Source organism: Streptomyces sp. NPDC029836 (assembly GCF_055574495.1).
Genome location: NZ_JBVHZI010000006.1, coordinates 156,658 through 170,594 on the forward strand (window position 1 = coordinate 156,658; position 13,937 = coordinate 170,594).

The 13,937-nt window shown below is 72.4% G+C and carries 9 protein-coding genes; 2 read left to right on the forward strand and 7 right to left on the reverse strand.

Translation table 11 applies throughout. The features are described from left to right. Positions 1-77: 77 nt before the first annotated feature. The 6 genes from ftsH to nsdA all read right to left on the reverse strand — a co-directional run bounded on the left by ftsH (position 78) and on the right by nsdA (position 9,887). Positions 78-1,925 carry an ATP-dependent zinc metalloprotease FtsH gene (ftsH, locus tag ACZ4XJ_RS19410; RefSeq protein WP_468496970.1) on the reverse strand — a complete coding sequence of 616 codons (1,848 nt, stop codon included), beginning with the start codon at positions 1,923-1,925 and terminating at the stop codon, positions 78-80. Between the two features lie 273 nt (positions 1,926-2,198). Further along, positions 2,199-3,770 (reverse strand): signal recognition particle protein, encoded by a 1,572-nt coding sequence (gene ffh, locus ACZ4XJ_RS19415; protein WP_362875888.1) that lies wholly within the window; start codon positions 3,768-3,770, stop codon positions 2,199-2,201. 183 nt (positions 3,771-3,953) lie between these two features. Further along, complete coding sequence (locus ACZ4XJ_RS19420; RefSeq protein WP_468496860.1) at positions 3,954-6,395, reverse strand: [protein-PII] uridylyltransferase; 2,442 nt, start codon at positions 6,393-6,395, stop codon at positions 3,954-3,956. A 26-nt stretch (positions 6,396-6,421) separates the two neighbouring features. Further along, a complete protein-coding gene (locus ACZ4XJ_RS19425; RefSeq protein WP_362875886.1) occupies positions 6,422-6,760 on the reverse strand; it encodes a P-II family nitrogen regulator in 339 nt (112 codons plus the stop codon). Then, on the reverse strand, positions 6,757-8,097 hold the full coding sequence (locus ACZ4XJ_RS19430) for an ammonium transporter (protein WP_468496861.1): 1,341 nt from the start codon (positions 8,095-8,097) through the stop codon (positions 6,757-6,759). Before ACZ4XJ_RS19430 ends, ACZ4XJ_RS19425 begins: the two co-directional genes overlap by 4 nt. Positions 8,098-8,405: 308 nt before the next feature. Next, a complete protein-coding gene (nsdA, locus tag ACZ4XJ_RS19435; protein ID WP_362875884.1) occupies positions 8,406-9,887 on the reverse strand; it encodes a transcriptional repressor NsdA in 1,482 nt (493 codons plus the stop codon). A 405-nt stretch (positions 9,888-10,292) separates the two neighbouring features. Between nsdA and ACZ4XJ_RS19440 the strand changes: the two genes are divergently transcribed. Next, the gene (locus ACZ4XJ_RS19440) at positions 10,293-10,961 is read left to right on the forward strand and encodes a bifunctional DNA primase/polymerase (RefSeq protein ID WP_468496862.1); all 669 of its coding nucleotides are present in this window, start codon (positions 10,293-10,295) and stop codon (positions 10,959-10,961) included. 71 nt (positions 10,962-11,032) lie between these two features. Here ACZ4XJ_RS19440 and ftsY read toward each other — a convergent pair whose 3' ends face one another. Next, entirely contained in the window at positions 11,033-12,256 is a 1,224-nt protein-coding gene (ftsY, locus tag ACZ4XJ_RS19445) for a signal recognition particle-docking protein FtsY (protein WP_362875882.1), read from the reverse strand. Between the two features lie 158 nt (positions 12,257-12,414). Between ftsY and ACZ4XJ_RS19450 the strand changes: the two genes are divergently transcribed. Further along, positions 12,415-13,887, forward strand: coding sequence for a cytosine permease (locus ACZ4XJ_RS19450; protein ID WP_468496863.1), 1,473 nt, complete (start codon positions 12,415-12,417; stop codon positions 13,885-13,887). Positions 13,888-13,937 lie beyond the last annotated feature (50 nt).

The window sequence follows — 13,937 nt, forward strand, 5'->3', positions numbered from 1 at the left end:
GCGCCCGGCCCGGTTCCGCCTCCCGCGGCGGGGTGGGCGGACCGGGCGCGGGCGGCGCGGCGGACTGACGGATCCGGTCAGTCCGCCGCGTCGGCCGGGTCGTGGTCCTTGGTGAGGCGGGGGATGCCGGCGGCCGCGTACGCGGCCGCCTCGTCGAGGGTTTCGGCGGCCAGCAGGGCCCGGGCGAGGTCGTCGAGCTGCGGGCGGTGCTCGCGCAGCAGCCGGCAGGCGTCCGCGTAGCACTCGTCGACGATCCGCCGCATCTCGTGGTCGACCGCGTCGAGGGTGGCCGGGGCGGCGGCGAGTCCGTAGGGGCTCTGGCCGTCGGAGGGGATGGCGGTGAGTCGGCCGACGCGCTCGCTCATGCCCCAGCGGCCGGCCATGCCGCGGGCGATGTTGGTGACCTGTTCGAGGTCGCTCTCCGAGCCCGTGGTGATGACCTCGTAGACGACGTGCTCGGCCGCCATGCCGCCGAGGGCGCCGATGATCCGGCCGCGCAGGTACTTCTCGGTGTACGCGTAGCGGTCGGCGTCCGGGGTGGAGAGGGTGACGCCGAGCGCACGGCCGCGGGGAACGATGGTGATCTTGCGTACGGGGTCGGCGCCCGGCTGGAGCATGCCCAACAGGGCGTGCCCGCTCTCGTGGTAGGCCGTGCGGCGGCGTTCCTCCTCCGGCATGACCAGGGAGCGCTCGGCGCCCAGCTGGACCTTCTCCAGGGCGTCGGACAGGTCGGCGCGGGTCACCGCGTCCTGTCCGCGTTTGACGGCGAGCAGGGCGCCCTCGTTGGCGAGGTTGGCCAGTTCGGCGCCCGTCATGCCCGGGGTGCTGCGGGCCACCCGGTCGAGGTCCACGTCCGGGGCGAGCGGGATGTCCCGGGTGTGGATGCGCAGGATGGCCTCGCGGCCCCGGCGGTCGGGCGGGGAGACGACCACGGTCCGGTCGAAGCGGCCGGGGCGGGTCAGGGCGGGGTCGAGGACGTCGGCGCGGTTGGTGGCGGCGAGGACGACGACGCCCTCGGAGCCGGAGAAGCCGTCCATCTCGGTGAGGATCTGGTTCAGGGTCTGCTCGCGCTCGTCGTGGCCGCCCGTGCCCGCGCCCCGGGCCCGACCGATGGTGTCGATCTCGTCGATGAAGATGATCGCGGGGGCCACCTTGCGGGCCTCGGCGAAGAGTTCACGGACCCGGGAGGCGCCGACCCCGACGATCATCTCGATGAACTCGGAGGCGGAGGCGGAGAAGAAGGGCACGCCGGCCTCGCCCGCGACCGCCCGGGCCAGCAGGGTCTTGCCGGTGCCGGGAGGGCCGGAGAGCAGGACGCCGCCGGGCATCCGGGCGCCCATCCGGCGGTACTGCTGGGGGTTCTTGAGGAAGTCGACGACGTCGTTGAGTTCGCCCTCGACCTCGTCGATGCCGGCCACGTCCTCGAAGGTGGTGCGCTGCGTGCCTTCCAGTTCCACCGGTTTGGGCGGGGCCTTGCGGCCGAGTCGGCCCGCCCCGCCCATGGCCGCTCCCATCCTGCGGGCGATGAGCACCCACAGCAGGACCAGCAGGAGCATCGGGGCGAGGGAGATCAGCAGGTTGGCGAGGAAGCTGCGCTGGACGACGACGGGTGAGGCGGTGACGGTGACGTTCTGTCGGGTGAGGTCGGCCCAGAGGGCGTCGTCGGCGAAGGCGGGGCGCTGCGTGACGAACTTGGTGTAGTCGCCCTCGTCCCCGTCGGGCAGGGGCTGTTTCGCCTTGAGTTCGCCCTGGATGGCGTCGCCCTTGGAGTAGATCTTCGAGACGTTGCCGTTGGTGACCTGCTTGCTGAACTCGGTGTAGGAGATGACCGGTTCGTCGCCCTCGTTGAAGAACGACAGGACGAGGTTGGTGATGAGGTAGACGATCAGGGCGGCCAGGACCAGTCCGCGCCAGCCGCCGGGCATCTTCTTGCGTGGCGGCGGGGAGGGCGGTGCGCCCTCCGATCGCCAAGGCGTGTCGGCCCGGTCGCGCGGCGGTACGGGGGTGGGGCTGGGCACGTGGCCTCCTTATGCCGTCCTCCCGGCCGACGATAAGGGACAAACGTGATCATCGCCCCCGCAGGGTCACCCGGCGCGGAGCCCCCGGAAAAGGGGAGGGCCCCGACCGGGTGACCTGTTCGGTCACCACCGGCCGGGGCCCTCCCCGAGGTGCGCGGCGTGCGCCCGCACCCCTGCGCCCTACTTCATGAACTTCTTGAACTCGTCCGGCAGGTCGAAGTCCTGGCCGCCCTGGCCGCCGGCGGGGAGCCCGAACGGGTTGCCGGCCGCGGCCGGCTCGTCCGCCTGGGGACCCTGCTCGCGCCGGGCCGCGGCGGCGGCCTCCTCTTCCTTGCGCTTCATCGGGTTGCCGCTCTTGCGCTTGCCCTTGGCCTGCTTGATCTGCTTCTTCTGCCGGCCGGGGCCGCCGCCCATGCCCGGGATGCCCGGCATTCCGGGCATGCCGCCGCCCTGGGCCATGCGGGACATCATCTTGCGGGCCTCGAAGAAGCGCTCGACGAGGCTCTTGACGGCGCTGACCTCGACGCCGGAACCCTTGGCGATGCGGGCGCGGCGGGAGCCGTTGATGATGTGCGGGTCGTGGCGCTCGGCCGGGGTCATCGACTTGATGATCGCGGCCGTGCGGTCGACGTCGCGCTCGTCGATGTTGTTGATCTGGTCCTTGATCTGGCCCATGCCCGGCAGCATGCCGAGGAGCTTGGAGATGGAGCCCATCTTGCGGACCTGCTCCATCTGGGCCAGGAAGTCGTCGAGCGTGAACTCCTTGGGGCCCTTGGCGAGCTTGGCCGCCATCTTCTCGGCCTCGGCCTGCGAGAAGGTCTTCTCGGCCTGCTCGATGAGGGTGAGCATGTCACCCATGTCGAGGATCCGGCCCGCCATGCGGTCCGGGTGGAAGGCGTCGAACTCGTCGAGCTTCTCGCCGTTCGAGGCGAACATGATCTGCTTGCCGGTGACGTGCGCGATGGAGAGCGCGGCGCCGCCGCGGGCGTCGCCGTCGAGCTTGGAGAGCACGACGCCGTCGAAGCCGACGCCGTCGCGGAAGGCTTCGGCGGTGTTGACCGCGTCCTGACCGATCATGGCGTCGACGACGAAGAGGATCTCGTCGGGGCTGACGGCGTCGCGGATGTCCGCGGCCTGCCGCATCAGCTCCTCGTCGATGCCGAGGCGACCGGCGGTGTCGACGATCACGATGTCGAACTGCTTGGTGCGCGCGTATTCGACGGAGTCCTTCGCGACCTGGACCGGGTCGCCGACGCCGTTGCCCGGCTGGGGCGCGTAGACCGCGACGCCCGCGCGCTCGGCGACGACGGACAGCTGGTTGACGGCGTTGGGGCGCTGGAGGTCGCACGCCACGAGGAGCGGGGAGTGGCCCTGCCCCTTCAGCCAGAGGCCGAGCTTTCCGGCGAGGGTGGTCTTACCGGCACCCTGGAGGCCCGCGAGCATGATCACGGTGGGCGCGGTCTTGGCGAACCGCAGCCGGCGGGTCTCGCCACCGAGGATGCTCACCAGCTCGTCGTTGACGATCTTCAGGACCTGCTGGCCGGGGTTCAGCGCCTTGCTGACCTCCTCGCCGCGGGCCCTTTCCTTGACGTTCGCGATGAAGGAGCGGACCACGGGGAGCGCGACGTCGGCCTCAAGGAGGGCGATACGGATTTCCCGCGCCGCAGCGTCGATGTCCTGCTCGGAGAGGCGGCCTTTGCCCCGGAGGGACTTGAAGGTCGCGCTGAGGCGGTCGGAAAGCGTATCGAACACGGTGGTCGCGATTCCTCGGGTCGGGGGCGTGGTGGTCGTCCCCCAGGGTATCGGGCCGCGCCGCCTGCCCGGCCCTGCGGGCGCCATTGCCTTTTCCGTTCCCCGCCTCGCCCCTTTCCTCCCCCGTCCCTCCCCGTTCACCGTGCGGCCCGGGCGCGGGAAGGGGCGCCCGGACGCCCCGGGCTACGTCAGCGCGGCCTGGACCGACGCGGCCAGGGCGGTGGCGCCCGCCCCGGTCAGGGGTTTGCCGTCGGCGTCGACGACGTAGACGGTGTCGACGGCGTTGGCGCCCAGGGTGGAGACGTGCGCGCTGCGCACCCGGACGCCGGCCGCGTCCAGGGCCCGGCCGATGCGGTGCAGCAGCCCCACCGCGTCCGGGGCCCGCACCTCCAGGACGGTGGCCAGCGAGGAGACGTCGGGCACGACCGTCACGCGCGGGGGCGGCGGTACGACGCCCCGCCGGCGCGGGTAGGCCGCCTCGCGGTCCGCGAGCTTCGCCGGGACGTCGAGCGAGCCGTCCAGCGCCCGGATCAGGTCGGTCCGCAGCCGGGCCGTTTGGGGCAGCGCCCCGTACTCGGCGGCCACCCGCCAGCGCAGCACCAGGACCTCGCCGGGCAGGTCCGGGAGTTCCAGCGAGCGCAGGTCCGCCGCCCGGACGGTCAGCCGGTGCAGGGCGAGGACCCCGGCGGCGGCCGGGAGCACCCCGGGCTGGTCGGGAAGGGCGAGGACGAGTTCCACCCCGACCGCCTCGTCCTCCTCCTCCCGGGCGCGCAGGGCCAGCACCGGTTCCCCGGTGCGCAGCGCCTCCACCGCCAGCCGTTCCTGTTCGGTGCTCGGGATCTCCGGCTCGCCGGCGGCGGGCGGCACGCCCCGCAGGACGGCGGCGACCCGCTCCACGAGGTCGGCCACCAGGGAACCCCGCCAGGTGCTCCAGGCGGCGGGGCCCGTCGCGAGGGCGTCGGCCTCGGTCAGGGCGTGCAGGACCTCCAGGGTGCCGAGCGAGCCCAGGGCCGCCGCGACGGAACGGACGGTGGCCGGGTCGTCCAGGTCGCGCCGGGTCGCGGTGTCGATGAGCAGCAGGTGGTGGCGTACGAGGACGGCCAGCACGGCGGCGTCCTCGGCGTCGAAGCCCACCCGGACGGCCATGTCCCGGGCGATGGTCTCGCCGGCCACCGAGTGGTCGCCGGGCCAGCCCTTGCCGATGTCGTGCAGCAGGGCGGCCATGAGCAGCAGGTCGGGGCGGCCGACCCGGCGGGTCAGGGCGGAGGCCCGGACCGCCGTCTCGATCAGGTGCCGGTCCACCGTCCAGGTGTGCACCGGGTTGCGCTGCGGCCGGCACCGCACCCGTTCCCAGTCGGGGAGCAGCCGGGTGATCAGCCCCTCGGCCTCCAGCGCCTCCCACACCCCCACCATCGGCTCGCCCGCGCCGAGCAGGGTCACGAGCTGTTCCCGTGCCTCCGCCGGCCAGGGCACGGGCAGCGGCTTGGCCTGGGCCGCGAGGCGGCGTACGGAGTGCAGGGAGACGGGCAGGCCGGCCTGCGCGGCCGCCGCCCCGAACCGCAGGGGCAGTACGGGGTCCCGGTCGGGCCGGGCGGCCAGGGCCAGTACGGCCTCTCCGTCGGACTCCACGACCCCTTCGGCCAGGGGCGCGCGCTCGGCTGCCGGGACCCCCCGTGTCCCCAGCAGCCCGCGCAGTCGCGGTCGGGCGGCCCGGGCCCGCAGGACCCGGCCGACCTCGCGCCAGGTGACGTCGCCCGCGTAGGCGATGACCCGGGCGGCCTCGTACACCTCGCGGAGCAGGGCGTCGGAGTCCATCAGGCCGAGTCGGGCGGCGACCTGCTCCTGTTCCTGGAGGGCGAGCCGGTCCGTCGCCCGGCCCGTCACCAGGTGCAGCGCGTCCCGCGCGTCCAGCAGTCGGCGCCGGGCCTCGGCCAGTCCCTCGCGCGGGGCGTCGGCCAGCCAGGACGCGGCGACGGCCCGCAGCGCCGTGGCGTCGCGCAGTCCCCCGCGCGCCTCCTTCAGGTCGGGCTCCAGCAGGAAGCGCAGCTCCCCGGACCGGTCGGCCCGCTCGCGGCACAGGGCGTGCAGCTGCGGGAGCCGTTTGGCGGCCTGGTTGCGCCAGTCGGCGAGGACGGAGGTGCGCAGGGCGGCGAGCGGCCCGGCGTCCCCGGCGACGGGCCGGGCGTCGAGCAGTCCGAGGTGCACCTTGAGGTCCTCGGCGGCGGTCCTGCGGGCCTCGGCCGGGGTGCGCACCGAGTGGTCCAGGGCCAGGCCGAGGTCCCACACGGGGTACCAGAGCCGGTCGGCGAGGGCGGCCAGGGCCCGGGGCTGTGCCTTGCCGTCGTGGAGCAGCAGCAGGTCGAGGTCGCTGCGCGGGGACAGCTCCCCCCGTCCGTAGCCGCCGACGGCGACGAGGGAGGCGCCGCGCACGCCGGTCTCGCGCACGGCGGTGGCGAACAGGGCGGTCAGCCATTGGTCGGTGAGTGCGGACAGCGCGGAACGCCGGGACGGCCCGGACCGCGACTCCTCCTGGAGGAGTCGCAGCCGGGCCGCGGCGTAGCCGCTGGGTCCCGCGTCGCCCGGATCGTTGTCCGGACCGGTCGTGGTCGGTTCGACGCTCGTCACCCGCAAGCTCCTGTCACCTGGGCCGTCTAGAGCGCGTCGGCGCCGCGCTCGCCGGTGCGGACCCGGACGACCGAGTCCACGGGGACGCTCCACACCTTGCCGTCACCGATCTTGCCGGTGCTGGCGACCCGCACGATGAGGTCGATCAGTTCCTCGGCGTCGGTGTCCTCGACGAGCACCTCGACGCGGATCTTCGGTACGAGGTCCACGGTGTACTCGGCGCCCCGGTAGACCTCGGTGTGGCCGCGCTGGCGTCCGTATCCGCTGGCCTCCGAGACGGTGAGCCCCTGGACGCCGAACGCCTGGAGGGCTTCCTTGATCTCGTCCAGCTTGTACGGCTTGACGATCGCGGTGATCAGCTTCATGCGTCTACCTTCTTGCTCGCTGCGGCGGTGGGTGCGGGGGCGGTGCGCGTGGCGGTGCCGCCGCCGGCTCCACTGAAGTCGTAGGCGGTCTCGGCGTGCTCGACCTGGTCGATGCCGGAGACCTCGACGTCCTCGCTGACCCGCATCCCCATCGTCCTGTCGAGGAGCAGGGCGAGGATCGCCGATGCGACGAGAGAGTAGGCGAGGACGGCGAAGACGCCGATGGCCTGCTTGCCGAGTTGTTCGAGGCCGCCGCCGTAGAAGAGGCCCGCCGCGTCGGACTGCACGCCGCCCGTGGCGAAGAAGCCGACGAGGAGGGAGCCGGCGATGCCGCCGACGAGGTGGACGCCGACCACGTCGAGGGAGTCGTCGTAGCCGAACTTGTACTTGAGGCCGACGGCCATGGCGCACAGGACACCGGCGATGGCGCCGACGGCGATCGCTCCGAGGGGGCTGACGGAGCCGCCCGCCGGGGTGATGGCGACGAGACCGGCGACCGCGCCGGAGGCGGCGCCGAGGGTGGTGAAGGAGCCGTGGCGCAGCTTCTCGTAGGCGAGCCAGGCGAGCATCGCGGCGGCGGTGGCGACCTGGGTGTTGACGAACATGACGGCGCCGACGCCGTCGTCGTTGCCGAGCCAGGATCCGGCGTTGAAGCCGAACCAGCCGAACCACAGCAGGCCGGCGCCGAGCATCACCAGGGGGAGGCTGTGCGGGCGCATCGGGTCCTTCTTGAAGCCGACGCGCTTGCCGATGACGAGGATGACGCCGAGGGCGGCGGCGCCCGCGTTGATGTGGACGGCGGTGCCGCCCGCGAAGTCGATGACGCCGAGTTCGAAGAGCCAGCCGCCGGCGCCCCACACCCAGTGGGCGACGGGGAAGTAGACGACGGTGACCCACAGGACGGTGAACAGGACCCAGGCGCTGAACTTGACGCGGTCGGCGAGGGCGCCGCTGATGAGGGCCGGGGTGATGACGGCGAACATCAGCTGGAAGACGGCGAAGACGTACACGGGGATGGTGTAGCCGTCCCAGAGTTCGGTGATCCCGATGCCGCTGAGGCCGACGTAGTCGGAGTTCCAGCCGATGAGGGAGCCGTGGTCGGTGCCGAAGGCGAGGCTGAAGCCGTAGAGGACCCACAGGATCGTGACGATCCCGAGGCTGATGAAGCTCATCATCAGCATGTTGAGGCTGCTCTTGACGCGGACCATGCCTCCGTAGAAGAAGGCGAGTCCCGGGGTCATCAGCATGACCAGGGCGGAGCAGATGAGCATGAACCCGGTGTTCGCGGCAGACAGCGTCGGGGCGTCTGCCGCGAGGGTCGTGATGGCTGATGCCATCGGCGTCTCCTCGTCGTCGGTACGTTCGCGTGCGGGCGAACGTGAAAACCTGAGCGGCGTTAAGGGGTCCGGCCCGCTGGGGGACTGGCCGGTTAATGGCCCTGAGATTCGCGCAGGCCGGTTTCCGGCGGCACCGCTGGGTGTTTCGCCCCGATGACGAAGAGGTCGGGAGTGTTACGCCTCGATGAACGGATCATGGGGAGGGGCCGGCCGCGGCGGTGACCCGGGAGACCTGGCTGGGGGAGCCTGATCGGGCTTCACGGGGTGACTGCCGCGGCCGGGGCCTTGGGGAGCGGCCGGGAGGGCCGTCAGACGGCCTCGGCCGCTTCGGGGAGGCGGGAGGCGAGGAGGTCGGTCAGCCGGACCACCTCGGCGACGTCGCCGTACTCACGGGCGGCCGTGTCCACGGTCTTGCGCAGCCGGGTGTTCACCCGTTCGGAGCGCACCTTTCGCGCCACGTCGAGGGCCTGGTCGACGAGGACGGTGGCCTGCTCGGGCTCGCGCTGGAGCAGGTGGACGGTGGCCATGCCGATGAGGTTCAGGGCGTACGAGCGCTGGTGCACCTCGTCCTTGGCGAACATCTCGACGGCGCGTTCCATGATGGGTTCGGCGAGGGAGGCGTAGGCGGGGCTGCGGCCGGCGACGTAGGCCAGGTCGCGGTACGAGTGGGAGTTCTCCCCGTTGAGTTCGGCCTCGGAGAAGAAGCGGATCCAGTCGGGCTCGGGCTCCCCGCCGGAGCGGGCGTCGTCGAAGGTGTCCTCGGCCATCCGCACGGCACGCTTGCAGCGGCTGGGCTGGCCCATGTTGGCGTAGGCGCGGGCCTCCATCGCATACAGCATGGCCTGGGTACGGGGGCCGGCGCAGTCGCGGCTGCCGTACTGCGCGAGGTGGATGAGTTCCAGCGCGTCCTCGGGCCGGCCGAGGTGGATCATCTGGCGGCTCATGCTGGACAGGATGTACGAGCCGAGCGGCTTGTCCCCGCCCTCCTTGGCGGCGTGCAGCGCGAGGACGAAGTACTTCTGGGCGGTGGGGTGCAGGCCGATGTCGTAGCTCATCCAGCCGGCCAGTTCGGCGAGTTCGGCGGCCACCTTGAATAGCCGCTTCATGATCGGGGCGGGGTGGTTCTCCTGGAGGAGGTCGGTGACCTCGTGCAGCTGGCCCACGACGGCCTTGCGGCGCAGTCCGCCACCGCACTGGGCGTCCCACTGGCGGAACATGACGGTGGTGGCTTCGAGGAGGTCGAGTTCCGGTTCGGACAGCCGGGGCGGGCGGTGGCCGGGCTGCGGGGCGAGGTCGCGCGATGCGGGGTCGGCGGCCGGAACGGGGACGAGCCAGCGCTGCATGGGCTCGATCAGGGCGGGGCCGGCCGAGAGCGCGAGCGAGGTACCGAGGAAGCCGCGCCGGGCCAGCATCAGGTCGCTGCGGGAGAACTCGCTGAGCAGTTCCACGGTCTGCGGTCCGGCCCAGGGCAGGTCGACGCCGGAGACGGACGGGGTCTGGTGGGCGGTGCGCAGACCGAGCTGTTCGATGGCGACGACGGACCCGAAACGTTCGGAGAACAGCTCGGAGAGGATGCGCGGCACGGGTTCGCGCGGCTGCTCCCCGTCCAGCCAGCGGCGGACCCGTGAGGTGTCCGTGCTGATGTGGTGGGCGCCCATCTGGCGGGCCCGACGGTTGACCTGGCGGGCGAGTTCGCCCTTCGACCAGCCGCTGCGGACGAACCACGAGGTCAGCTGCACATTGCGGTCAGCGGACTCGTCGACCGTTCCGCTCGCGCCGTTGCCGCTCACTGGAACGCCCCCATCCGCATCGCTTCTCCACACGAACCCTGGCCGTCCCGGCCCGGACCGCCGGGGACCTTCACAGGTCCTCCACGGATTGCCTCCGGCATACCCACGGTCGGGTCCGCCTTCGGGTTCGTGCACCGAAAGTAATCCTACGATCACCCCCAGCGCGAGGTCGATTCCAGAAACGCCACCATTCGCCACCCCTTCGAATGAACTCGCCACCGGCCAGGCGCGATTCACTTGACACGAAGGCGGAACGGAATGGTTGGTCGGGAGTGCGCTCGGGGCGCGCGCGGCGAGGAGTGCGCCGGGCGGGTCCGACCGGAGGACGCGACGCACCCGACCGCCGCAAGGTGCCGCCGATGTCGTAACCACCGGCGCGTCCGACCCGTTGGAGGGGGCATGGGCATGGGCTTCACGATCGGCGGCAGCCGCGGCACCAAGGAGTTCCGTACCGGCGCCCGGCGCCGCGGCCGGACCTCGGAGTGCACGACGGTGGCGGAGTACACGGGACTGTGGGGCTGGGACGTGAGGCCCGGCGCCAGGGCCGCCGGTCCCTCCCGCGACTGCTCCTGCGGTCATACGAACTGCGGTGCGCCGGGGGCGCATCCGCTGGACTTCGCTCCCACCGTCGCCGCGGGCGCCACCCTGGACGAGGTCACGAAGGTGTGGGGCGAGTACCCCGGCGCGGCGATCATGCTCCCGGTCGGCCGTGCCTTCGACGTCATCGAGGTCGCCGCGGAAGCGGGCCGGCGGGCCCTGGTCCGGCTGGAGCGGATGGGCCTGCCGCTGGGGCCGGTCACGGCCACCCCGAACGGTCGCGCGCAGTTCTTCGTGGCCCCCGGCGCCGCCGCCGAGCTGCCGCAGCTGCTGTACCGGATGGGCTGGGACGACGCCGATCTGGACCTGCGCGCCCTGGGCCCGGGCGCCTTCCTGACCGCCCCGCCCTCCGACCACGCGGGCCTCGGTCCGGCCGACTGGCTGCGCCGGCCCGCGCTGGACTGTGCGGGCGGCCCGCCGCAGGCCCGGCTGCTGCTGGGCACCCTGGCCTACATCTGCCACCGCTTCCGGCGCTGACGTCCCCGTACGCGGAAGTGCCCCCCGGTCCGAGCGGACCGGGGGGCACCATCGCGTGCGGGGACGTGCTCTCAGTCGCCGATCAGGGCGTCGACGAACGCCTCGGGCTCGAAGGGCGCCAGGTCGTCCGGGCCCTCACCGAGGCCGATGAGCTTGACCGGGACGCCCAGCGCGCGCTGGACGGCGATGACGATGCCGCCCTTGGCGGTGCCGTCGAGCTTGGTCAGGACGATGCCGGTGATGTCCACGACCTCGGCGAAGACGCGGGCCTGCGTCAGGCCGTTCTGGCCGGTGGTGGCGTCGAGGACGAGCAGGATCTCGTCCAGCGGGCCGTGCTTCTCCACGACGCGCTTGACCTTGCCGAGCTCGTCCATGAGGCCGGTCTTGGTGTGGAGCCGGCCGGCGGTGTCGATGAGCACCACGTCGGCGCCCTCGGCGATGCCCTCCTTGACCGCGTCGTAGGCGATCGACGCCGGGTCGCCGCCCTCGGGGCCGCGCACGGTGCGCGCCCCGACCCGCTCGCCCCAGGTCTGGAGCTGGTCGGCGGCGGCCGCGCGGAAGGTGTCGGCTGCGCCGAGGACCACGCTGCGGCCGTCCGCGACGAGGACCCGGGCCAGCTTGCCGGTGGTGGTGGTCTTGCCCGTGCCGTTGACGCCGACGACCATCACGACGGCCGGGGTGTCGACGCCGCTCTCGGTCTTCACGGCGCGGTCGAAGTCGGTGCCGAGCAGGGCCACCAGCTCTTCCTTGAGCAGGGCGCGCAGCTCGGCGGGGGTGCGGGTGCCGAGCACCTTGACCCGCTCGCGGAGCCGGTCGACCAGCTCCTGGGTCGGCGCGACGCCCACGTCGGCGATGAGGAGGGTCTCCTCGATCTCCTCCCAGGTGTCCTCGTCGAGGTGCTCGCGCGAGAGCAGCGTGAGCAGCCCCTTGCCGAGGGAGTTCTGTGAACGGGCGAGTCGCGCGCGCAGCCGGACCAGGCGGCCGGCGGTGGGCTCGGGCACCTCGATCTCGGGGGCGGCGGGCGCCTCGACGACCGGATCCTCGACCGCGACCGGGGAGGCGAGGGCAGCCTCGGCGTCGGGGAGGTCGACCTCCTCGATGGTGCGGCGCGGCTCTTGCGCCGTCGGTGCGGCGTCCTCCCCCACCTGCGGCTCGGCGGGCGGGGCAGTGATGGTCGGCGTGCTCGGCGGCGCCGTGGGGGGCAGCTGCTTCTTCTTGCGGCTGCTGACCACGAGCCCGCTGATCGCGCCGACCGCGACCAGGGCGATGACTACAGCAAGGATCAGGATTTCCATAACAGGGTCAGTATGCGCGACCGCGTCCGCGGCGGTCCGTCGGTCCCGCCCGGGCGTTTTCGGCCCTTCCCCCTTGAGCACTAAGCAGCTGTTTGGGCTTTTCGCGAGGAATCCATGATGATGGTCGGATTACCCTCCCTGCCCCCACGGAGTAGCGCATGCCTGCCGAGACCGCCGACGGCGCGATGACCGCCCCGACCGAGACCGCGGTCGAGACCCGCGGCCTGGAGCCCGTACCGGACGGCGAGCGCACCGGCCGCGTGCGCGAGCTCGTCCCCACCTGGGTCGCCGCGAACATCAGCGTGCTGCTGCTCACCATGGGCGCCGGGCTCGTGATCCTGAACGGGCTGAACATCTGGCAGGTGCTGGTCGTGGCGATCGCCGCGCCCGTGATCTCGTACGGGCTCGTCGGGCTGATCTCCATCGCGGGCAAGCGCGGCGGGGCGCCCGGCATGGCCCTCTCACGGGCCGTCTTCGGGCAGCGGGGCAACCTGTTCCCGGGCGCGCTGATCTGGGTGGCCCGGTGGGGTTGGGAGACCATCAACGCCGTCAGCGGGGCCTACGCCGTGCTGACCGTCCTGGACCTGCTCTTCGGGATCCGGAGCAACACCCCGCTCATCGTCCTCACCCTGCTCCTCTTCGTGGGCTGCACCTTCGTGGTGTCCGGGCTCGGCATCAACGCGCTGCGCGTCTGCTCCACCTGGTCGACGTACCTCTTCGGCGGCTTCAGCGTGCTCGTGCTCGGCTACCTGCTGTTCACCACCGACTGGTCGGCCGTCTTCGACAAGCCGGCCGGCTCCACGGCGATGATGATCGCGGGCATCGGCACCATCGCGGCGGGCGGCATCAGTTGGGTGCCCTCCGGCCCGGACTTCACCCGGTACCTCCCGCGCACCGCCTCCTCGCGGGGCATGGTCGGCGCGACGATCGGCGGCGCGGGCGTCGTGGTGCTGCCGATGGTCCTGATGGGCGCCGTGATGGCCGTCGGTACGCCGGACCTGGCCACCGCCCAGGACCCGGTCTCCTTCATCGGCGAGCTGCTGCCGATCTGGCTGGCGGTCCCCTACCTGCTCATCGCGCTGATCGGGATGCTGCTGATCAACTCGATGTCCATGTACTCGGCCGGTTTCACCGCGCAGACGCTCGGCATCAAGGTCCCGCGCGCCTGGGCGGTCAGCGTCAACGCCGTCATCAGCCTGGTCTTCGGCTTCCTGCTGATGGTCGTGGCCACGAGCTTCTTCGGCTCGTTCATCTCCTTCCTGACGCTGCTGGCCGTGGCCTTCTCCGCGTGGATCGGCGTGTTCGGCGTGGACATGCTGCGCCGCCGGACGTACGACGGCGCCGCGCTCCTGGACACCACGCCCACCAGCGCCTACTGGTACCGCGGCGGGTTCGCCTGGCAGGCCATGACGGCCTGGGCCCTCGCCCTGGTGACGGGCCTGCTGTTCACCAAGGTGGACTGGTTCGGCGGCCCGCTGGCTTCCACCTGGATCGGGCGGAACGGCCTGGGCTGGGTGACCGGCATCGTGACGTCCGGCGTGCTGTACGCCGTCCTGCCGCGCACGGCGCCGGTCGAGCCGGCGCCCGCCCCCGCCGAGGGCGGGTCGCCGGTGGGAACCCTGTCCAACTGACGCAACGTCAGCTAACGTCCCCCTTCGCCCGCCCACCCACCTCCGGCGAA